Origin of the sequence: Burkholderia sp. LK4 (genome assembly GCF_001043615.1) — a bacterium.
Classification (GTDB): domain Bacteria; phylum Pseudomonadota; class Gammaproteobacteria; order Burkholderiales; family Burkholderiaceae; genus Burkholderia; species Burkholderia cepacia.
The window spans coordinates 1-21,877 of the sequence record NZ_LDUL01000009.1; the positions used below are offsets into that span (position 1 = coordinate 1).

The 21,877-nt window shown below is 65.4% G+C and carries 22 protein-coding genes and 1 tRNA gene; 9 read left to right on the top strand and 14 right to left on the bottom strand.

Features of this window, described 5'->3' with window-relative positions; all coding sequences use genetic code 11:
- Positions 1 to 359: 359 nt before the first annotated feature.
- Positions 360 to 890, bottom strand: a complete 531-nt coding sequence (locus VK92_RS04110; protein WP_174393047.1) for a cytochrome b — start codon at positions 888 to 890, stop codon at positions 360 to 362.
- Positions 890 to 1,984 (bottom strand): catalase family peroxidase, encoded by a 1,095-nt coding sequence (locus VK92_RS04115; protein ID WP_048024044.1) that lies wholly within the window; start codon positions 1,982 to 1,984, stop codon positions 890 to 892. The genes VK92_RS04110 and VK92_RS04115 overlap by 1 nt, the downstream gene beginning before the upstream one ends.
- A gap of 156 nt (positions 1,985 to 2,140) precedes the next feature.
- Between VK92_RS04115 and VK92_RS04120 the strand changes: the two genes are divergently transcribed.
- Both VK92_RS04120 and VK92_RS04125 read left to right on the top strand, forming a co-directional pair.
- On the top strand, positions 2,141 to 2,662 hold the full coding sequence (locus tag VK92_RS04120; RefSeq protein WP_034200555.1) for a sigma-70 family RNA polymerase sigma factor: 522 nt from the start codon (positions 2,141 to 2,143) through the stop codon (positions 2,660 to 2,662).
- Entirely contained in the window at positions 2,659 to 3,417 is a 759-nt protein-coding gene (locus VK92_RS04125) for an anti-sigma factor family protein (RefSeq protein ID WP_048024041.1), read from the top strand. Before VK92_RS04120 ends, VK92_RS04125 begins: the two co-directional genes overlap by 4 nt.
- A 402-nt stretch (positions 3,418 to 3,819) precedes the next feature.
- Here the strand turns inward: VK92_RS04125 and VK92_RS04130 are convergent, their stop codons facing one another.
- The 7 genes from VK92_RS04130 to VK92_RS04155 all read right to left on the bottom strand — a co-directional run bounded on the left by VK92_RS04130 (position 3,820) and on the right by VK92_RS04155 (position 7,757).
- Positions 3,820 to 4,230: a hypothetical protein gene (locus VK92_RS04130; protein WP_231600612.1), complete on the bottom strand. Its 411-nt coding sequence runs from the start codon at positions 4,228 to 4,230 to the stop codon at positions 3,820 to 3,822.
- Between the two features lie 751 nt (positions 4,231 to 4,981).
- Positions 4,982 to 5,299, bottom strand: a complete 318-nt coding sequence (locus VK92_RS04135; RefSeq protein ID WP_048024040.1) for a hypothetical protein — start codon at positions 5,297 to 5,299, stop codon at positions 4,982 to 4,984.
- Between the two features lie 15 nt (positions 5,300 to 5,314).
- Complete coding sequence (locus VK92_RS04140) at positions 5,315 to 6,232, bottom strand: Imm72 family immunity protein (protein ID WP_048024064.1); 918 nt, start codon at positions 6,230 to 6,232, stop codon at positions 5,315 to 5,317.
- A 16-nt stretch (positions 6,233 to 6,248) separates the two neighbouring features.
- Positions 6,249 to 6,857 (bottom strand): hypothetical protein, encoded by a 609-nt coding sequence (locus tag VK92_RS04145; protein ID WP_131723303.1) that lies wholly within the window; start codon positions 6,855 to 6,857, stop codon positions 6,249 to 6,251.
- Positions 6,858 to 6,968: 111 nt separating this feature from the next.
- The gene (locus VK92_RS39425; RefSeq protein WP_081076152.1) at positions 6,969 to 7,184 is read right to left on the bottom strand and encodes a hypothetical protein; all 216 of its coding nucleotides are present in this window, start codon (positions 7,182 to 7,184) and stop codon (positions 6,969 to 6,971) included.
- Positions 7,181 to 7,492, bottom strand: coding sequence for an Imm53 family immunity protein (locus tag VK92_RS04150; RefSeq protein WP_048024036.1), 312 nt, complete (start codon positions 7,490 to 7,492; stop codon positions 7,181 to 7,183). The genes VK92_RS39425 and VK92_RS04150 overlap by 4 nt, the downstream gene beginning before the upstream one ends.
- Before the next feature lie 25 nt (positions 7,493 to 7,517).
- On the bottom strand, positions 7,518 to 7,757 hold the full coding sequence (locus tag VK92_RS04155) for a hypothetical protein (RefSeq protein ID WP_231616431.1): 240 nt from the start codon (positions 7,755 to 7,757) through the stop codon (positions 7,518 to 7,520).
- 602 nt (positions 7,758 to 8,359) lie between these two features.
- On the opposite strand from VK92_RS04155, the gene VK92_RS04160 reads away from it, so the two are divergent.
- Together VK92_RS04160 and VK92_RS04165 are read left to right on the top strand one after the other, a co-directional pair.
- A tRNA-Val gene (locus tag VK92_RS04160) sits at positions 8,360 to 8,436 on the top strand.
- Positions 8,437 to 8,757: 321 nt separating this feature from the next.
- Positions 8,758 to 9,273, top strand: coding sequence for a DUF2628 domain-containing protein (locus VK92_RS04165; RefSeq protein ID WP_048024032.1), 516 nt, complete (start codon positions 8,758 to 8,760; stop codon positions 9,271 to 9,273).
- A gap of 113 nt (positions 9,274 to 9,386) precedes the next feature.
- Here VK92_RS04165 and VK92_RS04170 read toward each other — a convergent pair whose 3' ends face one another.
- Positions 9,387 to 10,268 carry a sigma-70 family RNA polymerase sigma factor gene (locus VK92_RS04170; RefSeq protein ID WP_048024063.1) on the bottom strand — a complete coding sequence of 294 codons (882 nt, stop codon included), beginning with the start codon at positions 10,266 to 10,268 and terminating at the stop codon, positions 9,387 to 9,389.
- The gene (locus VK92_RS04175; RefSeq protein ID WP_021162266.1) at positions 10,268 to 10,744 is read right to left on the bottom strand and encodes a carboxymuconolactone decarboxylase family protein; all 477 of its coding nucleotides are present in this window, start codon (positions 10,742 to 10,744) and stop codon (positions 10,268 to 10,270) included. The genes VK92_RS04170 and VK92_RS04175 overlap by 1 nt, the downstream gene beginning before the upstream one ends.
- Positions 10,745 to 11,300: 556 nt before the next feature.
- Between VK92_RS04175 and egtB the strand changes: the two genes are divergently transcribed.
- The 5 genes from egtB to VK92_RS04200 all read left to right on the top strand — a co-directional run bounded on the left by egtB (position 11,301) and on the right by VK92_RS04200 (position 14,968).
- Complete coding sequence (gene egtB / locus VK92_RS04180; protein WP_048024026.1) at positions 11,301 to 12,524, top strand: ergothioneine biosynthesis protein EgtB; 1,224 nt, start codon at positions 11,301 to 11,303, stop codon at positions 12,522 to 12,524.
- Positions 12,508 to 13,521, top strand: a complete 1,014-nt coding sequence (gene egtD, locus VK92_RS04185; RefSeq protein ID WP_048024024.1) for an L-histidine N(alpha)-methyltransferase — start codon at positions 12,508 to 12,510, stop codon at positions 13,519 to 13,521. Before egtB ends, egtD begins: the two co-directional genes overlap by 17 nt.
- Positions 13,522 to 13,808: 287 nt before the next feature.
- Entirely contained in the window at positions 13,809 to 14,114 is a 306-nt protein-coding gene (locus tag VK92_RS04190) for a hypothetical protein (protein WP_048024018.1), read from the top strand.
- A 37-nt stretch (positions 14,115 to 14,151) separates the two neighbouring features.
- Complete coding sequence (locus tag VK92_RS04195) at positions 14,152 to 14,406, top strand: hypothetical protein (RefSeq protein ID WP_021162262.1); 255 nt, start codon at positions 14,152 to 14,154, stop codon at positions 14,404 to 14,406.
- 187 nt (positions 14,407 to 14,593) lie between these two features.
- Entirely contained in the window at positions 14,594 to 14,968 is a 375-nt protein-coding gene (locus VK92_RS04200; RefSeq protein ID WP_021162261.1) for a hypothetical protein, read from the top strand.
- Between the two features lie 254 nt (positions 14,969 to 15,222).
- On the opposite strand, the gene VK92_RS04205 is transcribed toward VK92_RS04200, so the two are convergent.
- From VK92_RS04205 to VK92_RS04215, 3 genes are all read right to left on the bottom strand, one after another.
- Positions 15,223 to 18,249, bottom strand: a complete 3,027-nt coding sequence (locus tag VK92_RS04205) for a type III restriction-modification system endonuclease (protein ID WP_048024016.1) — start codon at positions 18,247 to 18,249, stop codon at positions 15,223 to 15,225.
- A complete protein-coding gene (locus tag VK92_RS04210) occupies positions 18,249 to 20,267 on the bottom strand; it encodes a site-specific DNA-methyltransferase (RefSeq protein WP_048024014.1) in 2,019 nt (672 codons plus the stop codon). Before VK92_RS04210 ends, VK92_RS04205 begins: the two co-directional genes overlap by 1 nt.
- Before the next feature lie 348 nt (positions 20,268 to 20,615).
- A complete protein-coding gene (locus tag VK92_RS04215) occupies positions 20,616 to 21,746 on the bottom strand; it encodes a porin (protein WP_048024012.1) in 1,131 nt (376 codons plus the stop codon).
- Positions 21,747 to 21,877 lie beyond the last annotated feature (131 nt).

Here is a 21,877-nt window from a genome sequence, read left to right on the forward strand (position 1 = left end):
GCTGCGTTTTCAGCAGCAGAGAAGTGAGATTATTAACCGTTTTTTAAAACTCGTCAACAACTTTTTTAACTACTTCGTTGCGACGACTGCGGTTTAATTTCGTATGCACTGGAGTTGTTAAAACCAACTTCAACAGCACCGCTTCCCTTCTTCCTCCCGCGCTGCGTTTCCGTTAGCGCGAAAGAGGCGTGATTCTAAGCACCTGCCCCAATCTACGCAACCCCTTTCGTGAAATATTTTTGACATGCTATGCCGGGAGCAGCCGAACCTGCCCAGTGGTCATATATAAGCGGCACGGCAAGAGCTGCCCCGGTCGCCCGTATACAGCCCCGCCGCCGCGAACTCGACCTTCCCGTCGGTTACCGCCCGACCATCGCCCTCACCACGCCGTCCCGCCGGATCAGTCCGTGATACAGCGCCGCCGCAAAGTGCGCGAGGAACGTCAAGAAGAACAGATACGCCAGCACGCGATGCGCGACCCTCAGCCAGGCGAACGTCACCGGATCAGCCGACACCAGCGCCGGCAGCTGCACGCCGCCGCCCAACGTCACCGGATACCCGCCCGCCGACAGCATCGCCCACCCGATCAGCGGCATCGCGACCATCAGCGCATACAGCACGAGATGCGATCCGTGCGCGGCCGCCTTCTGCCACCACGGCAGATCCTCGGGTAACGCCGGCGGCTTTGACAACACCCGCACCACGATCCGCACGCACACCAGCACCAGCACGGCCACACCCAGCGGCTTGTGAATCGCCACCAGAACCTCGTGCCGCCCGGAAACGGACGCCACCATCCCCACCCCGATGAACAGCATCGCGATGATCATCGCGGCCATCACCCAGTGCAGCACCCTCGCGGGCAAACCAAACGTCGCAGAAGTCTTCATCACCGTCCCTCCGAACTCAACCTGGCCACACCCGCCACGCCGGCCTCTTCACTCGTCCTGCGCAGATACGAATCCGCATAGGCAGCCGAGCGCGCCGCCAGCAACGGATCCCCCGACACCTGAATCCCCTGCGGCAGCACCGTCGGGTCGTAATTCACATCCCGGCACGGCCCGCTGTCCTGCGCCTCCACGCGGTCGAGCACGAGCGTGCCCGCGTCGATCGTCGTGCGCTGCGCGGGCCAGACCTTCGTCGCGTCGTCCACCGGATCGCCGGGCTCCGCCAACGTGACCAGCAGCTTCCACTTCTGCGCACCCGCCGCGATGCGCTGCGTCACGTCCTGCTGCAACACGTTCGGGTCCGCCGCCGTCGCGACGTCGCCGGCGCCGGCCGTCTGCTCCGGCACGACGCGCCACCGCACCGCCTGGCGCTTGCCGGCCGCGTCGACGAAGTAGAACGCGTTCAATCCGTAATAACTTTCGGTGACGTAGCTCGCGCTCGGCTTCGCACCCTTCACCCATTGCAGGAACGCGCCCGCCTCCGGGTGCGCGCCGAAAAACGCCTTTACCTTCGCCGGGTCGGGCTTGCCCGTCTTCGGATCGGGCCGGGTCGCCATCAATTGCGCGTAGAACGCCTGCGGCGTCGCCACCGGAAACACGGGCATCGCGTTCATCCCGGTTCGCCATTGCTCGCCATCGGGCGCGGTGAGCTTCAGCGCGAGGCTGCGGATCGGCACGCTGCTGTCGGGCGCGTACGGGTTCCCGCCCGGCAACGCGAAGCGCCCGACCACCGGCGTGCGCACCGCCTTGAAGAACGGCGCGACCGAATACGCGCTCGCGGCGCCGTTGCCTTCGAAGTAACCGGTCACGCACACGCCCTTCGCGTGATTGCGCCGGAAGCCCGGGTGAATGCCGCCGCCGGCCGTCTGCAATGCGTCGACGATCCGGTGCGGGGTCAGACGCGCCGGCGCAAGCCAGCCGCCCGCGTAGCCGAACGCCACGGCCACGCCGGCCACCGCGCCGCCGATCGCGGCCCAGCGCCACCACCCGCGCCCAGGCTCGCGCTGCGGCGAAGAAGAGGAAGAAGATCGCTCCATGAATGTGCTCCCGACCATCAGGTCATTGTCGAACCCGCGTAGGACGCCACCCGCGCCGCTTTATTCCACGAAAATTTTTTTCCTATGCTGGTGGAATACGCGGCGCCCACCGGCGTCTTACGCGGCATCTCTACCCATTCGGCAACCGGCCCGGCCATGCCCTCCACCGCCCTCGACGACGACGCATTGCGCGAACTCATCCCCAGGTTGCGACGCTTCGCGCTCTGGCTCGCGCGTGACGTCCACGCGGCCGACGATCTCGTCCAGTCGACGCTCGAGCGCGCACTGTCGCGCTGGACGAGCCGCCGCGACGACGCGTCGCTGCGCAGCTGGCTCTTCACGATCCTGTACCGGCAGTTTCTCGACGGGAAACGCAGCGCGAAGCGCTACGCGTGGCTGCTCGGGCGCATCCGCGACGACGACGAAGCGCACTGGCCGTCCGCCGAACGCGAATTCGCGGCGCGCGCGACGCTCGAAGCGTTCGGCCGGCTTTCCGACGAGCAGCGCAGCCTGCTGCTGCTCGTCGCGGTCGAGGGCTTCACCTATCAGGAAGTCGCCGACCTGCTCGACGTGCCGATCGGCACCGTGATGTCGCGGCTCTCCCGCGCGCGCCAGGCGCTGCGCCAGCTCAGCGACGGCGAGCTTCCTGCTCCTTCTTTGCGATTGATGAAAAAATGAACACGCCTCCGAACGAACACGACCTCCAGGCCTACGTCGACGGCCAGCTCGACGACGATGCGCGCGCCGCGGTCGAGCGTTATCTCGCGCTGCATCCGGAGCGCGCGGAACAGGTGAAGCAATGGCAGCAGGATGCGCAGCGGTTGCGGGCCGCGCTGGAAAGCGTGCGGATGCCGGCGGATAACCTTGCGCTGGATCCTGCCGCCATTCGCGGCAGGCAGGCGGAGCGCTCGCGGATGCGGTTCGCGATCGCGGCTTCGTTCGTGTTCTGCGTCGGGCTGGGGACATTCGGCGGATGGCAGGCGCGTGGATGGAACGCGGCGCCGCCCATCGCACCGATGAGCGATGCAGTCGAGGCTTACCGGATGATGGTGGTCGATCAGACGGCGAAGGTGGATTACCGGCCGACAGGTGCGGGCGATTTGCAGGGGTGGCTCACCCGGCGAGTGGGGGCATCGGCAAGGCTGCCGGATCTGAGCGCGGCGGGGTTCAGGCCGGTCGGCGGACGGCTGTTCACGACCGACAGCGGAGCTACTGCTGCGATGGTGCTCTACGAGGACGAGGCCGGGCGGACGCTCAGCTTCTATCTCCGGCCGGCGGAATCGAAACATCGGCTGCTGCCGGCCGGGCAACGTGTGGATGGCGCGTTGCTCGCACGGTACGGGTCGGTGAACGGGCTCAACTATGCGGTGGTCGGGCCGGCCGGGAGTCTCGCGGAGAAAGCGGTCGCGCAGGCGCTCGATCAGCAGACTTGAAGTAGCAGGATGCGCGCCCGGTTGGCGGTTGAGGGTGCCGCCGCGCCTTTTGTGGCGCAGCCCAGCGGGCTTGAACGGGCGCACGCTCACCACTCGCTTGCACAGTGTTTCGACTGACTTTCCCTGGCTGTTATGCACATCGAAGCCGCTCCGGTGCTCTCACCTTTGGAATCACAGGGTTTCGAGTCGCTGCGGAACGGGATGTCCACATCGATCACGGGTAAGCGATCCGGCCTCCAAGGATGGCTACGATCCTGTCCGTCCAGGTAGAGTCGCCACCGAGACCTGGCTGCCGGCAAGCATCTTGTTCGCTCGACGCACGAACACCCAGTGCCAAACCCAGAGAAAAACTGCAACGCCACCGGCGATGGAGCCAAGGGTATCGGGTATCAACGAAACAACCTACGCAAGACACCACCCGATGCCACTGATCCGGCCGAACGAGCGCAGGCCCGACAGCGCCGGATTGATACGAGACTCCGCTTCCAGGGACTTCGCAACGTTGGAAATAATGAAGAAGTCCTCGATGAAGTTGTACGGCAAGAGGAACATGAGCCAGACGCTGTTGGGTTCGGCCGCACGCGATCCTTGGTTGACCGACTTCAGGGTAGTCCTCAGGTCGCTCGCGTACGCATAGACCAGAGCCAGGAAAATCGTGATGACGACGATGCCGCCGATTGTCCCAAGCCGGTCCATTTCGCCGAGAACGCCACCGCCTTCTGAAGGATGGACAAGGGGATAGGCGAGCCCAAAAGCAATGGGAATGCTCAGCATGGCTTTGAGAATGATCCGTGCAGTTGCAGTTGCGCTCATGTGTATCCGATGGATAGGTGCGTTGTCACCGGCAGCATAGCGAACGATCGTCCTCACCGTGCGACTTTGTCCTGGTATATGCCGCCTTCTCTCGCGACGCCAGTCGAGTCGGTGTCCGAACCGCACCGGGAATCGTGGAGGCCGGTCAGCTTGATCGTGGTGACGCTACATGCTGATATCGTTCGGTTCGCTCACCTTGGGGCTGCACAGCGTTTCGAGTTGCGTGGAAGCGTGATATCCACAACCCGGTAGTTGACGCAAACATCCTCACCAACTTCGCGTACCCTCACCCGCTGAATGCACAGGATTTCGAGTGTCCTGGCTGCTCGATATCCACACGGCACTCAGTCACGGCGGATCGCGCGAACATTCTCCCCATCACCTGCTCCATTCCGGAAAATCCCTGTCCAGCAAGGCATTCGCGCTGTTTCACATGGTCGAGTACATGGCGCTCACCTGTCCGAGGCACAGCGATTCGACTGGCTGGGCGTGCAGGTTGTCCACATGCGGCACGTCGGCAAGCGCACGAACGTGATGCACATTCCCCCGCGCTCGCATCGTGGAGCCGGCATTTCTGCGCTCAGTCGCGGGCTCACGTATCCGGATCGGCTCGTCACGGTCAGAATTCGTCGGGATCCGCCCCCCGCCTGCGATCCGAGCGCATGCTCACCTGTTGCTCGCACAGCGTTTCACGTCGTTTGCGCCGCAGTTACCCACATACGAAGGCTGGCCACCTTCACCGCCGCCCAGGTCACTTGGTCAGATAAACCTTGAGAATCTCGCCTGTTTCCGGGGAGATCACGTATTTCATCGACGTCCCGAGCGGGCTTGCATTGCCGAGCCCGCGCATGCCGGGAGGCATCTTCGCCAGAAACGTCACGCCGATGACGTGGTCGTCCGGTTTCGGATCCACCGTCGCGGCACTTTCGTCCGTGATGCAGATCTCGAAGTTGCGCAGATCCTGCCCGGTCTTCGCGAAGTCTTCATAGGCCGCCTTCAGGCCGAGCAGCATCGCGGTATTGAGCCGGACGGAACATCGATCGACCTCGCCGAAATTCAGCTTGCTCATGGCGTTCTCCGGATATCACGGGTTCGGGTTCGTCTGCGGCGCTTGCCGTGGCTCGAGGAAATACTGCGATTCGTCGGGAATGACGCCGTTCACGTAACGCCGGTCTTCCCACAGCAATCGCCAGCACGTCGGGATGAACGATCCCGGGAAATCGTCCGTGATGTTCGGCGCACGCGTGCCCCGAACGAAATAATTGAAGCAACCTCCATTACACAAGCCGGGCATGACGATCGGCACGAGGCCCGGCCGCCTCGACCACTTGACGACGACAGGCTCCCAGATGCCGTCGCAAGGCACTTTCCGGCCGGTCCAGATGATCGGGCCAACCGCTTCTGGAACCGCAGGCAGCTCCTCCGGAAACACCGGGTACGAAACCGTGTGGAAGTTGCGCTCATAGGCATTCGGGGACAACAGCTGTCTCGCCGAGCGCAGACGTGCGAGGTTGCCGAATCGATCGTCCGAATCGAACGGCGCAGACTCCATCTGGTATTCCGATGCGTGCAGCAGCCGGGCCAGCGCGTCGATCTTCGGCGGGTACGGGGCAACCTGCCCACCGCGATCCCAGTAATCGGGATTAGGGTAGAAATACGCGTCCAGAAGGTGGTATTGCCGGTACACGTGCTTGAACGGCCCACCGCTCCGCCAGCCAATCCGGTTCCCTCGGGCCAGCTCGGTCAGCCCTCGATCGTAAGCCGCGAGAATGTCGGCAATGATCGGAAAGTGGGTGCGCTGGATGGCCTCCGGATCACCATCGGGCCACGTGTTCACTGCATGCTCGTACGCGTTCGCGAAGCGCTCGAATGCCTCGCGCTTGCGCGTCCAGAGCGACAGGCTCGTCAGGCGTTGCAGCAGCCAGAAAATCTTGCGCCGGGTAGCGTCGTCCGTCATGTCGTCCTGCTCGATCGCAAACGGCGCCGGTTGCCTGCCCGTCATGCCCTCTCCTTTGCGTTCACGCCGGCGCAGCGTCATCGCCCAGGCCGCTGCGTTTCAACACCTCCCGCAGGCACACCGGACACACATACTCACCGGCGTCCCGCAGCCGCACGAACATGGCCGGATCGTCGATCCTGAACGTCGAATCGACGATGTTGATATCCGGCCCGAGCACCTTGCGCAAAAACGCTTCGTCGAACCAATACTTGGGCTCGTGCTTCACACGGGCATCGATCACCCGCACGACGTGACAATCACGGATCACATCGATCGTGAGAATCGCCGTTTCGATATCCGGCGACGACCGCGTCGGCCGGATCAGCCCGTGAAGTTCGCATCGCGCGAAACCGCTCGGCCACTTTGCATTCGCCGCGACGACGGACGTATCGAACGCCTGCTCTTTCGTCGTCGGTTGATGAGGCACCTCGCCCGAACGCACGAGCAGTTCGTCCAGACACGCCAGACAGACATACGCGCGCAAGCGCTCCAATGCCGCGATCTTCGGAAATGCCTTCACGTGCGCGACCCGATCGACGAAGATCGCATCGACCTCGTGCTCGTCGAGCTCGGCGCGCAACACCCACATCTCCCGGCTGTATCTCGGCCGGTCGAGCGAGACCTTCACGAGTTCACCGGGCATACACTGTGCGCGCAGCCTGATGCGTGCGTCCACACCCTTCGACGTTGTCGCCGTGGAAGCGCGTCCATGTCGATGGCAAACGATCGGTCCCATTACTCACTCCAGTTGCGAGCGCCGCTTGCGTCGCCCTGTTCTTTCTTCGGTTTCGTCGCGCCGTGGAAGACATCGAGCGATCGCGCATTCCCCGCGACCGGATTGCCGAGCCAAGCCCAACCGTGCCAGCCCATCGGCGACGGCGACCACCTCGGTCACGACAACCGCAACACGGCCGGCAATCTCCGTCACCAGCATTTCGTCGACAGGTGCCTTCATCGATCGCTTTGTCCTTCGTCGTTCGTCGCGCGCCAGTCAATCCACTCGACCGCGAGCAAGAGGAGCTCCGGCAAATTGCCCGGGCCGCCGTAGCCGGTGAATTCAGCGCTAGTCGCACGCACGGATATCCAGTCCGACTCGTTGCGCTCGATCGACAGATCGATCACCTTGCCAGACGTCGCGCCGTCGAGCTTCACCTTCCATCCCGGATTGTCCAGCGTGACGACCTCGATGCCGTGCGCGTGTTCCCAGACGCCATCGCAACGCGATTCGTACCAGCGCTGCAGCGCAGTCAAGGAATCGATCATGTGCCTGTGCCTCCCGTCATCCGGTTCACATCGTTGCGAGCCATCTGATGATGTCTTCGATGTCTTGGCGAGACAGCTTTCCGACGCGATCGACAAATACCCCGTAGCCGAGATCGAACTTCACGTTGAATCGCTCACCTTTGTAGCGGCAGCACAGGAAGTCGGCTTCCGGGATCGACACGCGTTGCTCGAACACGATGTCGCCCGGATGTTGCTGCATTCGATGCACGACTGTGTCGATATCGAGCGTGTCGAGCCTGGGCAACGAAGAATCGGTCATGTGTCGTGAGCCTGTTCAACGGGCCTTTGCATCCTGGATGCCGGCGATTCTACAGACATAAGGGTCCGCACATCACCCACGCGCTTCACAGCTTCCCGATTCGTTCTTCTGTTCGCCGCACGCAGTGCATATCCCGGGCGGATCACAGTCGACGGACTGTGCTTATCCAAAGGTGTTAACAGGGTTCGTATATATACGTAGTGATAGTTAACAAGCGCTGTGCCTCACAGTGGATAACCTCCGTAACGCACTGAATTTTCAGCACGAAGCGGGATGCATAACCATGGGTGTCGCACGTGAACAGCTCCGCGCAGCACAGAACAACTTTTCGCCGATTCACAGACTCGCCGACATATCCTCAATCGTTCCACTGTGAATCCAGAGGCTTGCCGGACGGTTATCCAGAGGGCAATGTGGATAACATCACCGCGCATCGACGCGTTTTGCTGTGATGCGAAGCAGTGAGGGCGACGTGCCCGGCATCGCCAGGCATCATCGATCGTTTGCCCCCGCACGCGCCGATTCAAAAAATTTTCACGAAAGGGCTTGTGCTCCTCAAAAACCCTCTCTATAATTCGCGGCTTCTTAGGCTCGTAGCTCAGTTGGTTAGAGCACCACCTTGACATGGTGGGGGTCGTTGGTTCGAATCCAATCGAGCCTACCAACGAACAAAATGAAGGGGTCCGGCAGCGCAAATTGCCTACAGGCAACGCGGCTCGCCAAATATACAAACGCCACGCGGCAACCTCGCGTGGCGTTTTTCTTTTTCCGGCCGAAACAACGCGAAACGACGCATGTCGCCCCGATGCGTCGCGCGATCCACGGCATCGCATCTCCACCGACATCCTGGCCCGTGACGCTGCGACCTGCGCTGCACGGCAGGTAGAATCGTGTGCGACCGAAGCGGCTGCGCCGTTCGACTTTCACCGCATCCGACCACGTCAAAACAACAACGCGCGACCCGCGCGACCGAGAGCACCCGACCATGTCCGACGTCACGACCGCCGCATCGTCCGCGAGCAACGACGAAATCGCCGCTTATGTCGGCAAGAAGGCTGCCTGGTTCGAGCGGAAATGGACGATCGCCGCGTCGCGCAAGAACCGGCAGTCGTGGAACTGGGCAGCCTGTTTCCTGGGCCCGGTCTGGATGGCGTATCGATGCATGTACTGGCAGGCGGCGGCCGTCCTTGGCGCGTCGCTCGCGATCACGCTGGTCGAGCTGCTGTTCTTTCCGACATACTTCGAATCGAGCACGCTCGACCCGGTCACGATCGGGATCGCGGTGTCGCTCGGCTGGTACGGGAACGGCCTCTACAAGGCGCACGTCGAGCGCCGGATCGACAAGCTGCGCCCGAACGCGACGTCGCGCGAATCGTTTCTCGCGTTGCTGGAAGCGCAGGGCGGCACGAACTGGCTCGCGGCGACAGGTTTCGCGATCGCGACGCCGTTGCTCGGCTTCCTGATGATCGTGATCCGCAACGTCGTGGTCGGCACGTATTGATTGCACGAGCACAAGCACGAACCGGCGGCCGGTAAAGCAGGGCGGCAGGACGGTGAACAGCGCGCATCGCGGCCGTGCCTGCGCACGGCACCCGATGCGCGACTCCGCCACCCTCAGTGCAGATGCTTCAACTTGTCAGGATTGCGCACGACATAGATCGCGACGATCTTGCCGTCCTCGATCTCGAGCGCCGTGGTCTGCAGCTCGCCATCGGATTCCAGCGTGACGAAACCCGGCAGCCCGTTGATGAACCCGGCACGCACGAGCTTCGATGCATGTGTCGCAAACAGCTCGGCCAGATACTCGTGCACCTTCATCACGCGTTCGAAGCCGAACACCGGCTTGCCCGCCGCCGAGCGCTTGCCGCCACCGTCCGAATGCAGGCTCACGTCCTCGGCGAGCATCGCGCCGAGCGTGCGCATGTCGCCGCTGCGTGACGCGGCAAAAAACGCTTCCGCCAATTCGATCCCGCGCTGTTTCTCGACATGAAAGCGCGGCCGCGCCTCGCGCACATGCGTACGCGCTCGCGCGGCGAGCTGCCGGCACGCGGCCGGGTCGCGCTGGATCGTCGCGGCCACTTCGTCGAACTCGAGGCCGAACACGTCGTGCAGCAGGAACGCCGCGCGTTCGAGCGGCGAGAGCCGTTCGAGCGCGAGCAGCAGCGGCAGCGTGACGTCTTCCTGTTCGTCTTCCTCGACGACCGGCTCGGGCAGCCACGGGCCGATATAGGTCTCGCGCTGGTGCCGCGCAGACTTCAGCTGGTCGAGGCACATGCGCATCACCATGCGGCGCAGGAACGCCTCGGGCACGCGCACCTCGGTACGGTCGACGTCCATCCAGCGGATGAACGCTTCCTGCACCATGTCCTCGGCATCCGCGACGGAGCCGAGCATCCGATACGCGACGCGGATCAGCGTGCGACGCAGCGGGTCGAAGCTCGCGGCCGCGTCGGCCCGTTCTTCGGCGCTGCCCCTGGCCGGGTCGAGGGTCGGCATCAGGCCACCATCTTCGCGGCGGCGGCCTTCGCGTCGGCCGGGTCGATCCACAGCCCGAAGCCGACGGCGAGCCGGTTCCAGCCGTTGATCACGTTGATCATCAGCGTGAGCTTCACCTGTTCCTCCTGGCTGAAGTGGTCGTTCAGCGCCGCGTAGGCTGCCTCGTGTGCGGCGTGGCCCTCCGACAGCCGCGTGAGCGCATCGGTCCAGCCGAGCGCCGCGCGTTCGCGGTCGGTGTAGCAGGGCGCTTCGCGCCACGCGGCAAGCAGATAGATGCGCTGCTCGGTCTCGCCTTGCTCGCGGGCCTCGGCCGTGTGCATGTTAATGCAGTTCGCGCACGCGTTGATCTGCGATGCGCGGATCTTGACGAGCTCGATCAGCGTCGGCTCGAGGCTCCCGGCAGCGGCGACCGATACGGTCATCCAGTTCTTCATCAGTGCGGGTGCGGCGGCAAACGGATTGAGTTTCGCAGTCATGGTCCTTCTCCTTTCGTGTGGGTTCCGGTGACATGACGAGCGAGCCCCCCGCGTGTGTGACATCGGCTAGAAATTTTTTTGAAGCGCGTTTGGCCGCGGACCCGGACGAAGGGCGGGGCGGTTCATCGCCGTGCCGGTCGCGGCGCACGCATACGTTCGTCAGACAAATCCGGGCATCCCGGGGCATGCACTCACGATCGCCGCGCGGATGTCATGGGGTGTCAGCAGCCCGCCTGCGCGGCCCAGCGCGTCGTGCACGGCGTTCACGCCCGAACCGGCAGGCCTGCCCGGCGTGTCACGCGTGCGACACGCGCGCAGCCGACACTTTCATTTCTCTTTCGTTCGCGTTTCACCGGCATCCCGATTCGCAGCATTCACATTTCTGGACCATACTGTTCTGCACGGGCAGATGAAGTGACGCCGCATTCGCGGCCCGGCGCGCGCCGGCTGCCCGTCGACGCAGCAGCAGGTCGCACGTCAGCCGCGCGCATCACGCGCAAGGCTTTCCCTTTTCCGGCAACGCAACGCAGCGAATCGCGACGTGGACGGTAAACCGATGAGCCTCCTTGCATCAAAGCTTCAGCGCCGTTACCAGGACGTGCGCACCCATAGCGTCGCGTTGACCGCGACGTTGTCCGCCGAAGACCAGGCCGTGCAGTCGATGCCCGACGCGAGTCCGACGAAATGGCATCTCGCGCATACGACCTGGTTCTTCGAAACCGTCGTGCTGATGCGCCGCGTGCCCGGCTACGCGCCGTTCGACGACGCATTCCAGTTCCTCTTCAATTCCTATTACGAAGCGCTCGGCCCGCGCCATCCGCGGCCGCAGCGCGGGCTGCTCACGCGCCCGTCGCTCGACGAGGTGCATGCGTACCGGCAATACGTCGACGACGCGATGCTGCGCGCGCTGGCCGGCGCCGATGCGGCGCTGCTCGACGCAATCGCGCCCGAGGTCGTGCTCGGTCTGCATCACGAGCAGCAGCACCAGGAATTGATCGTGACCGACATGCTGCACGCGTTCTCGTGCAACCCGCTGAAGCCGGCGTTCCGGCCGCGCAACGGGATGGACGGCGGTGCGATGGCCGCGGGCGATGCGGGCGCGCTGCACTGGCTTCACCAGCCGGGCGGGCTCGTCGAGATCGGCCACGACGGCGATGCGTTCTCGTTCGACAACGAACGGCCGCGCCACACGGCACTCGTGCGGCCGTACGAGATCGCGAACCGTCTCGTGACGAATGCGGAATATGCGGCGTTCGTCGCAGACGGCGGCTACACACGCCCCGAGTTCTGGCTGTCCGACGGCTGGGCCACGGTGCAGCGGGAAGGGTGGCAAGGGCCCGCGTACTGGATGCCCGACGACGACGATGCGGCCGCCACGCGCGTACGTCGCACGTTCGGCCTGCACGGCGTCGAGCCGCTCGCGCCCGACGCACCGGTGTGCCACGTGAGCTTCTACGAAGCGGCCGCGTACGCGGAATGGGCCGGCGCCCGCCTGCCGACCGAATTCGAATGGGAAGCCGCGTTCTCCTCCGAAGGCATCCGGCAGATGCTCGGGCATGTGTGGCAATGGACGCGCTCGTCCTACGAGCCGTACCCGGGCTTTCGGCCGCTCGCGGGTGTCGCGGCCGAATACAACGGCAAGTTCATGGTCGGCCAGCAGGTCCTGCGCGGCAGCAGCATCGCGACGCCGCCGGGGCACGAACGGCCGACGTACCGCAATTTCTTTCCGCCGGCGGCACGCTGGCAATTCACGGGAGTGCGACTTGCGCGAGACGTCTGACCAGACGGCCACGAGCGGTGGCCAGCAACCCGCCCGCGATTCGCGGCCGAGCGCGTTCGAGCGCGACCTGATCGACGGACTGTCGCGCACGCCGCGCAGCATTCCGCCGAAATACTTCTACGATGCGGCCGGCTCCGCGCTGTTCGATCGCATCTGCGAACTGCCCGAGTATTACCCGACCCGCACCGAGCTCGGCATCCTGCGCGATCGCGCGGCCGAGATCGTGCGGCGCGTCGGCCCGCATGCGGAACTCGTCGAATTCGGCGCCGGCTCGCTCGAGAAGATCCGCGTGCTGCTCGACGCGTTCGCGGGCAACTATGCGAACGCGCCGGCGCGCTACGTGCCGGTCGACATCTCGGCCGACTACCTGCACGGCGCGGCCGCGCGACTGCGTTCGGCCTATCCGTGGCTCGACGTCGCGCCGCTCGCGGCCGACTACACGAAGGCCGAGCAACTGGCCGCGCTGACCGCGACACCGGCGCGGCGCATCGGTTTCTTTCCCGGCTCGACGATCGGCAATTTCTCGCGGGAAGAGGCCGACGCATTCCTGCGCGATGCCGCACGGCTGCTGCGCGGCGGCGGCCTGCTGGTCGGTGCCGACCTCGTGAAGGACGCGCGCACGCTGCACGACGCGTACAACGATGCACCGGGCGTAACCGCGCGGTTCAACCTGAACCTGCTGGTGCGCGCGAACGCGGAGCTCGGCGCGGATTTCGACGTCGACGCGTTCTCGCATTACGCGTTCTACGACAGCGAGCGGCAGCGCATCGAGATGCATCTCGTCAGCGATGTCGCGCAGACGGTGCACGTGCGCGGCCACGCGTTCCGCTTCGAAGCCGGCGAGCGCATCCACACGGAGAACTCGCACAAGTTCACGATCGACGGCTTCCAAGCGATCGCGCGCCGCGCGGGATTCGAGCCCGATACCGTGTGGACCGACGCGGACAACCTGTTCAGCGTGCACTGGCTGCGCAGCGTCGACGATATCCGCGCGTAACGCCTGCTGTTGCGAACCGCTCGCGCCGCGCGGGCGGTTCGCTTCCCGCGCACGCCGGCGAGCGCGATCGAATCGCCCGGTTTCGTGCCGAAACGCCTTTTTTACCGGCCCGATGCATCGCCGCAACGGTGTTTCGAGCACGGCCTCTCCCTTGTCCCGCAAGGCTTTTCGGGCATCCGTAAACGTCCGTTACCGGTCTCGCATACCCGTTTCACCTGTGTCTGTGTCCGGTGCCTAGACTCCGAACCGTATTCACATGACGCACGACACGTGCAGGGAGTCGCGAGATGAGCAAGAAACTTATTCTCGGTGCAGTTCTCGGTGTAGCGGCGCTGGCAGCTTCGGGCGTCGCGTCGGCCCACGTCGACCTGTCGGTCGGCATCGGTGTGCCGGGCGTCTATGCGGCGCCCGCACCGGTCTACGTCGCGCCGCCGCCGCCCGTCATGTACGCGCCGGTCGGCTACCGCGATGACGGCTGGCGTGGCGATGGCTGGCGTCAGCGCGAATGGCGCGAACACGAATGGCGCCGCCGTGAATGGCGCGAGCACGAGCGGCGCGACCGCGGCGGCTGGCGCGGCGGCCGCTGGGACTAAGCGGCCCGGCTGATCACCACGAGAGGAGAGTGACAACATGATGCCCATTCGTCACATCAGGCTGTGCGCCGCCGCCGCTGTCGTCGCGCTCGCAACGATCGGCAGCGCGCACGCGGCGGGCTGCATGAAGGGTGCGGTGGTCGGCGGGGTCGCCGGCCACTACGCGGGGCACCACGCGGTCGTCGGTGCGGTCGGTGGCTGTATCGTCGGCCACCACATGGCGAAGAAGCAGGCGCAGGAGCAGGCCGCTCAACACAAGGCCGCCGCGCAGGGCATGCAGCCGGCGCAGTAAGCACTTCATCACCGGGGCGGCGCCAACGCGCCGCCGCCGCCTGCTTCGCTCCCCGTTCATGCAACACCCGGATCGATCCGACGAATGCGCACCGCGCGCATCGTTACGATCATTTACAACGTCGTGTGGCGCGAATTTTGTGCGTTCATAGAATGCAGTCACACGAACGCGCTCCAGGGAGCACAAGATGAAACAGCAACGATATCTGTCCGTATTGACGGCCGCGCTGCTCGCACTCGGCTCGGTGTCCGCGTACGCGGCGGCCGGCGGCAATGGCGGTGGCAACGGTGGCGGTCATGGCGCAGGCGGCTCGGGCGGCAACGCGGGCGGCATGTCCGGCGGCCACATGAGCGGCCAGGCGCTGAGCAACTCGAACGGCATGCACGCGGGGGACCGCGACAAGGGCCTGTCGCGCGCAGCCGACCGCTCGGATACGATCGCCGATCGCGCCGGCGTGCAGCCGGGTCATGGTCACACGCACGGGCATGCGCATGGTCATACCACGCATGCGTCGACGTCCACGCATCGTTCGCATCACAACGCATTCGGCCGCACGCTGTAAGCGCGGCGCACGCATGCGGGAGAAGGGCGCTTCGGCGCCCTTTTTTCATCGAGGCAACGCATTGCCGCCGTCGCGCGGAAACGTCGTGCCGACCCGATTTGCAACCAGCCGTAACCGCGTCGTACTCATGCAGGAATAGGAATCGCCTTCACGCGGATGACGGAAGAGAAACCGGCGCATGAAGAAGGCGCCGTGAGCGTATCCGGCACGCTCACCAACGCAGAAAAAAGGGCGGCTCATCGCCGCCCTTCGTATCACCGCCCGGCGCCTGCCAGCGGCACCGCAGGTTCGAACAACGCATCGGCCTGCCTGACGCGCACGAAGCGCGCCGCGCCGTCGCCGTCCACCAGTGCACGGAAATGCGCTTCGCCGCACGCGAGCTTCGCACGCTCGTGCTCGCTCGGCACATGGCCGTCGGTATTCGGCGTATCGACGACGAAGTACAGCCGCTCGCCGCCGTCCTGCTCCGCGAGCACGGCCCAGTCGGGGTGATAGCTGCCGAGCGGTGTCTGCACGCGGAACCACGCGGGCAGCTTCGCGTACAGCTTCACGCCGTCGTGCGCCTCGAGCGCATCGGCGAACGCGCGCTCCGCGTCCGTCTCGCACACGACCGCTTCGTGGATCGACTTCCGCGCGTCGGGCCGCAGGTTGCGCAGGTAACCCGTCAGCGCCTCGCTTTCGAACGATTCGAGCGCATGCACATGGCGCTCGCCGAGCTTGCGATACGCGATGCCCGCGACGAGCGCGAGCCGCTTGCAGCGGTTGATCGCATCGGCCGCGACCGCGATGAACTGCTGCGGATTCACGCGAAAATCGTCGAGCCGGCCGCTGTCGGCCAGGATCGTCGCAAGCGAACGGCGCGTGAGCTGCGTGCGGTCCTGCAGCTCGGTGAGCAGGTCGGGCAGCGGCAGCTCGCCTTCGTCGAGCAGCACCGTGCCGGCGCCGCCCACCTCGATCGCCTCGATGCCGGCCTTGCCGATATCGATCTCGGCCTTGCGCCACTGCAAGCGTGCGCGCGCGATGTCCGGCGCGTCGTGCAGCGCGGCCGCGCAGTCGCGCACGAGCTTCGCGTTGTCGAACTCGACGCGGTACACGGTGCGATGGCGGATGCGGTCCCACAACGCGCGGAAATCCTCGCCGAACACGACGGCCTTGCCCGACGCATCGCGCCGCAGCGCGATTGCACGGCGCTCATCCGCGTTGCGCACGGCAAAACGGCCCGACAGCTTGCGCAGCGTCGCGACGATCGGCGCGCGCAGCATCTCGAACGCCTCGGGCAGCACCAGCGCGCTCTGGCGCAGCGCATCCTTCAGCCGGTCGAGCACCTTGCCCTGCGCATCGACGTAACCCTGCTCGTGCAGATGATTCCACAGCACGCGCGACAGCTCGATGCCGAGCGCATGCGCGGGTGCGTCGCCTTCCTGTACGGGCAGCGCCGCGAACTGGTGTTCCTCGACGATCCCGAAACGGATGCCCGTATCGGCCTCGATTTCCTTCTGCAGGTTCTCCGCGAACGACTCGTAGCGCTCGGTCGCGATCACGGTGAGCGTATTCACGCCCGGGTCGCGCACGCGTTCGCCGTCCTGGTCGACGGCGAGGCGCAGCCCGCGGCCGAGCGTCTGGCGGCGCTCGCGTTCGGTCTGGATGTCGCGCAGCGTGCAGATCTGGAACACGTTCGGGTTGTCCCAGCCTTCCTTCAGCGCCGAGTGCGAGAAGATGAACTTCAGCGGTGTGTCGAACGACAGCAATGCTTCCTTCTCGCGCATGATCAGGCCGTATGCGCGCTCCGCGTTCTCGCGGGCTGCGGCGCTGCTTTCGCTCGTGTCGGTCCAGCCGCCCTTGCGGTCGATCGAGAAGTAGCCGTTGTGTGCGCGCCCGACTTCGAGCGCCAGGTCGACGCCGTCGAACAGCGCGCGATAGGCCGGCACGCGTGCAGCACGTGCGTATTCCTCTTCGAAGATCAGCGCGTAGTCGCCCTTCACGGGCATCCCGTTCTCGTCATAGCGGCGGTAACGCTCGACCGAATCGACGAAGAACAGCGACAGCACCTTCACGCCGCGTTCGGCCAGGCGCAGCTCCTTGTCGAGATGCTCGCGAATCGTGCGGCGGATCATCTCGCGCTGCACGGCGAGCGTGTCGATGTCGCCGAACGCCTCGCCGAGCGACAGGAACGCCTCGCCTTCCGGATGGCGCAGCTCGACGTATTCGGCGCCCTTCACCGCATGGACCTCGCCGATCCGCAGCCCCGCGTACAGCGCACGCTTGGTCAGGCGTTCGAGATCGTCGCCGTCGGTGGCCGTCACGATCTGGCGCTTCACGCCGGCCGCCGTCGCGACGTCGAGCTCGACACGCGCGCTGATCGCGCCGCGCCGGTTCGACACGCCGACGAGCCGCACGTACGGCTTGTTGTGCGCGTCCTCGACGATCGCCGACGCGATCTCGATCTGCTTCACGAGCTTGCGTTCGTAGGCGTCGACCGCGTCGAGCCGGTACACCATGTGGTGACGGTCGACGTGCGTGGCCGAATAGCGCAGCGTGCAGAGCGGCGCCATCGCGGCGAGCGCTTCGCGCCCGCGCCCCTCGAGGCCGCCGTCGACGCTTTGCGGCTCGTCGACGATCACGATCGGCCGCGTCGCGCGGATCAGGTCGATCGGCTTCTCGCCGCCGGTCTTCTCGCTGTCCTTGTAGAGGTTGTTGATTTCCTTCTTGTTGATCGCGGCGACCGTCATCACCATGATCTGGATCGCCGCGCTCGCCGCGAAGTGACGCACCTGGCCGAGCTTCGCGGAGTCGTACAGGAAGTAGTCGTACGGCACGCCTGCGTACAGCGCGCGGAAGTGATCCTCGGTGATGGAAAGCGTCTTGTGCACGCCTTCCTTGATCGCAATCGACGGCACGACGATCACGAACTTCGTGAAGCCGTAACGGCGGTTCAGCTCGAAGATCGTGCGCAGGTACACGTAGGTCTTGCCGGTGCCGGTCTCCATCTCGACGGTGAAGTCGCGCGAGCCGGGCAGGCCGGACGGCGGCAGCCCGCCGCGCAGCTGCACGTCGGCGAGATTGCGCGCGAGCGCGTCGTCGGTCAGCGACAGCCGGTTGCCGACGCCCTGTTCCGACACCGCGAAGCCGAGCGAGCCCTGCGCGGCGGCCGTCGTGCCGGGCGCGGCGTTCGCGAGCACGCTGAAGTCGCCGCGATACGATTCCTGCCCGCGAAACAGGTCGCAGACGGCGTCGATCGCCTCGCGCTGGTAGTCGAGATCCGCTTCGAAATGCAGCCGCATCACAGGCTCCGCACGCGCTTCACGCCGTGCTGTTCGAGCAGCGCGGCGAGATTGAGCTTCGCGACGTCGTCGACGAAGCCGCTGTCGCGGAACAGGCACGTGACGTCGTGCGTCGTGCCGGTCGCATCGAGCAGGTCGACGATGCCGTCGGCGAGCGGGCCCGCGTCGTCGCGCGAGATGCGCGCATCGAAGCACGCGACGATCGAGCGGCCGATCAGGTGCACGGTCTTGCCCGCCACCTGGTGATGCTCGACCGGCGTGCACAGGTCGAGGCCGAGCTTCAGCGTCAATTCGGCGAGCAGGTCGTCCTCGGTGCGGCCGGTCTTCACGTGCTCGACGGACGCGAACAGCGCATGGTCGAAGTCGTCGCGGCGCGGGTCCCACTCGATCACGTTGGTCGTGTCGAGCCGGTACACGCGGAAGCCGAGGTCGCCGTAGCTTTCCGGGTAGTCGCGCGCGACCTGCTGCGCGGCGCGGCGCAGGCGTTCCTTGGTGATTTCGGCGAGCGTCAGCGGCTTCTTCAGCTTCGCGCAGAAATCGGCGGCCGCGAGCTGCGTCTTGTCGCGGCGGTCGAGCGCCTCGGGCAATTGCACGAGCACGTAGCGGCGCGCGCCGCCATCGGTCGCGTTCACCTGCATCACCGCGTGGCCGGTCGAGCCGGAGCCCGCGAAGCAGTCGAGCACGATGTCGTCGCCGCGCGTGCACCAGCCGATCACGGCCGCCGCGAAATCGACCGGCTTCGGCAGGTCGAACGGGATGCCGAGCGTCTTCAGCAGCGCGTCGTCGGAGCCGGCGAACGGCAGCACCGACGGCACGTTCTCGTACATGTTTTCGTCGAGGTAATAGATGCGCTGCGGCTGCGTGCTTTCATCCGCGCCGAATTCGATCTGGCCGCGCTCGATCAGCGCCTGCATCGTCGCGGGCGGGTTGCGCCAGCCGCGGGCGGGCATCGCGCACGGCTTGCCGGTGACCGGGTGGATCAGCGGCGTGAAATACTCTTCCGGCGCCTTCTTCTTGTTCGGCCAGGCCATCGACACGAGACGGTACACGCGGCCTTCTTCCGACAGCCGGTCGTACATCACCTCGCCGCCGGACAGGTTGGTCTGCGCCTTCATCCACGCGCGGTACGCCTTCTGCGCGTCCTTCGGGTTGCCGCTGCGGTACACGGCGTCGTGCGCGGCGTCGAGCATGCGCTGCGCATTGCGCTTCGGGCGCTTCAGCGGCGCCTGTTCGAGCAGCGTCTCGGCGTTGCGCGCGAACAGCACCAGCGATTCGTGCTGGTACGCGACGCCGCGCGCGTCACCCTTCGGGTTGCGCTTGTCCCACACGGCGACGCCGAGCTCGTTCTCCTCGCCGAAGATCTCGCGCAGCATCAGCACCAGCGCGTGCACTTCATGCTCGTCGATGTGCACGGCGATCAGCCCTTCGTCGGACAGCAGCGCGTGCGCGAGCTTCAGGCGCGGGTACATCATGTTCAGCCAGTCGGTGTGGAACCGGCCGTTCGCCTCGGTGTTGGTGCTGCGCTTCACGCCGCCCTGGGTCTGCCCGGTCATCGCCAGGTAATGGCGGATGCTGTCGCTGAAATCGTCCGGATAGACGAAATCGCTGCCTGTGTTGTACGGCGGATCGATGTAGACGAGCTTCACCTTGCCTGCGTAGCTCTTGTGCAGCAGCTTCATCACGTCGAGGTTGTCGCCCTCGATCACGAGATGGCGCGTGTCGTCCCACGCGACGCTGTCGTCGGGGCAGGGCCGCAGCGTGCCCGTCGACGGCGTGAGCGCGGCCTGGCGCGCGCTGCGCTTGCCATGCCAGTGGAAGCCGTAGCGCTCGTCGGCGTCGCCGACCGTGCGTTCGCCGACCAGCGCCTTCAGCACGTCGACGTCGACCGACGCGCCGCCGGGGCCTTCGGTCACGAGTTCGGGGAACAGCGCCTTCAGGCGCGCGACGTTGTCGGCGGTGAAATCCGTCGACATCGCCTGCGGGCTGGCCGCATCGAGTTTCTGCATCGTCTTTTCCATCGGAGCCCGGCCGCGCGCGCCAGGACGTCGGGCGCGCTCACGGCACCGGCGGCAATGGCCACCCGGGCAAACCCGAAACGCTATCGAGTCGCCCGGCCGAGGTCAAGCGCCGATGTGAGCCGATCGTGCGGACATCGGCCGCGATCGCCCGCCGGACGGGCCGCAAGCGGCTTCGGGCCGGTTGTCGCCCGGGCGGCCCGCAGCCGTTTTCCGGGCACCCCGGGGCGCCGCGGAAAGGACGAAAAAAAGGGCACGGTCGGCGCAAAGCGCCGGCGTGCCCGCATGGAGAAATCCCGGATGGAGGGAAAGGCGGGGCGACGCGCCCCGCCCGGATGGCCGAACCTCGGGTCAGAAACGCGTGCGGATGCCCGACGTCAGTTCGAGCTGGTTCTTCGCGCCGAACGTCGACGACACCGTGTAGCCGCCGTGCAGCTTCATGTAGTCGCCGGCCAGGTACACTTCGGTGCGCTTGCTCAGGTGATAGAACACCGACCCGTAGATCGTTTCCTTGAAGCCGTTGCTGACGCCGTTGGTCAGGCTGAACGCGCCGAGGTTCGCGTTCGGCGTGAAGCCGTCCGAGTTGTTCGCGGCGTTCTTGATGCGCATCTGCTGGTAGCCGAGCTCGTAGTCGAGCGCGCCCTTCGGCGCGATCTTCATCGACACCGTCCACGAATCGTCGTGGCGCTGGCCGAGCGGGCCCTGGTCGCCGTTGTAGCGGAAGTAGCCGGCATTCAGGCGCACGATGTCGAACGTGTAGTTGCCGCCGACCGAGAACGTCTGGTTCGTGAAACCGCCGTTGTTCACGTGGTTGTAGAAGCCCGACACGTTGAACGGCCCGCCGTTGTAGCCGAGCGCGACCTGGTATGCGGAGCCGGTCGCGAACTGGGTCGAGTTGCTGAACTGGTAGCCGGCGCTCGCGAAGATGCCGTTGCTGAACAGCTTCTTCCACGCGATGCCGTTGTTGTAGCGCGTGCCGGTCGGGCCGGCCGCGTAGAAAATCATCTGCTTGAAGTTGTTCGAGTTGGTCCAGCCGCCTTCCTCGGTCGACAGCTTCGCCGTGCCGTACGGATCGCCGTAGATCGCGGCCGCGTCGCGCGCGATGGTGTTCTGGAAGCCGGCCGTCAGCTTGCCGAAGCGCTCGTCCTCGACGCCGACCCACGCGTCGCGGTCGAAGATCTGGCCGCTGTCTTCCATCTGGCCGTTCGCGACCACGAATTCGCTTTCGAGGCGGAAGATGATCTTCGTGCCGCCGCCGATGTCTTCGGCACCGCGCAGGCCCCAGCGGCTGCCGCTGAACCACGGCTCGCCTTCGTTGCCCATCCCGATCACGTGATTGCCGTTCGCGTCGGCGTGGGTCCGGTAGGTCGGAAAGCTCAGGTCCATCAGCCCATAGAGCTGCACGCTCGACTGCGCGTGCGCCTGGGTGCCGGCGCACAGGCCAGCCGCCGCGATGGAAAGGGCAAGGGTTTTTCGTTTCAAGATCGTCTCCTCCGAGCTGCCGCATTGGAATCTGGTCGTTGGCAGTACGTAATGTATGCCGATTCTTGCCGGCCACAGCGAGAGGGCCGACGCGTAGCATCGTAGAGGGTGTAATCCTTCACGACGCTTTC

Coding starts and splice junctions, on each gene's coding strand:
- VK92_RS04110 (WP_174393047.1), bottom strand. CDS start 890: ATGAAGACTTCTGCGACGTTTGGTTTGCCCGCGAGGGTGCTGCACTGG.
- VK92_RS04115 (WP_048024044.1), bottom strand. CDS start 1,984: ATGGAGCGATCTTCTTCCTCTTCTTCGCCGCAGCGCGAGCCTGGGCGC.
- VK92_RS04120 (WP_034200555.1), top strand. CDS start 2,141: ATGCCCTCCACCGCCCTCGACGACGACGCATTGCGCGAACTCATCCCC.
- VK92_RS04125 (WP_048024041.1), top strand. CDS start 2,659: ATGAACACGCCTCCGAACGAACACGACCTCCAGGCCTACGTCGACGGC.
- VK92_RS04130 (WP_231600612.1), bottom strand. CDS start 4,230: ATGAGCGCAACTGCAACTGCACGGATCATTCTCAAAGCCATGCTGAGC.
- VK92_RS04135 (WP_048024040.1), bottom strand. CDS start 5,299: ATGAGCAAGCTGAATTTCGGCGAGGTCGATCGATGTTCCGTCCGGCTC.
- VK92_RS04140 (WP_048024064.1), bottom strand. CDS start 6,232: ATGACGGGCAGGCAACCGGCGCCGTTTGCGATCGAGCAGGACGACATG.
- VK92_RS39425 (WP_081076152.1), bottom strand. CDS start 7,184: ATGAAGGCACCTGTCGACGAAATGCTGGTGACGGAGATTGCCGGCCGT.
- VK92_RS04150 (WP_048024036.1), bottom strand. CDS start 7,492: ATGATCGATTCCTTGACTGCGCTGCAGCGCTGGTACGAATCGCGTTGC.
- VK92_RS04165 (WP_048024032.1), top strand. CDS start 8,758: ATGTCCGACGTCACGACCGCCGCATCGTCCGCGAGCAACGACGAAATC.
- VK92_RS04170 (WP_048024063.1), bottom strand. CDS start 10,268: ATGCCGACCCTCGACCCGGCCAGGGGCAGCGCCGAAGAACGGGCCGAC.
- VK92_RS04175 (WP_021162266.1), bottom strand. CDS start 10,744: ATGACTGCGAAACTCAATCCGTTTGCCGCCGCACCCGCACTGATGAAG.
- egtB (WP_048024026.1), top strand. CDS start 11,301: ATGAGCCTCCTTGCATCAAAGCTTCAGCGCCGTTACCAGGACGTGCGC.
- VK92_RS04190 (WP_048024018.1), top strand. CDS start 13,809: ATGAGCAAGAAACTTATTCTCGGTGCAGTTCTCGGTGTAGCGGCGCTG.
- VK92_RS04195 (WP_021162262.1), top strand. CDS start 14,152: ATGATGCCCATTCGTCACATCAGGCTGTGCGCCGCCGCCGCTGTCGTC.
- VK92_RS04200 (WP_021162261.1), top strand. CDS start 14,594: ATGAAACAGCAACGATATCTGTCCGTATTGACGGCCGCGCTGCTCGCA.
- VK92_RS04205 (WP_048024016.1), bottom strand. CDS start 18,249: ATGCGGCTGCATTTCGAAGCGGATCTCGACTACCAGCGCGAGGCGATC.
- VK92_RS04210 (WP_048024014.1), bottom strand. CDS start 20,267: ATGGAAAAGACGATGCAGAAACTCGATGCGGCCAGCCCGCAGGCGATG.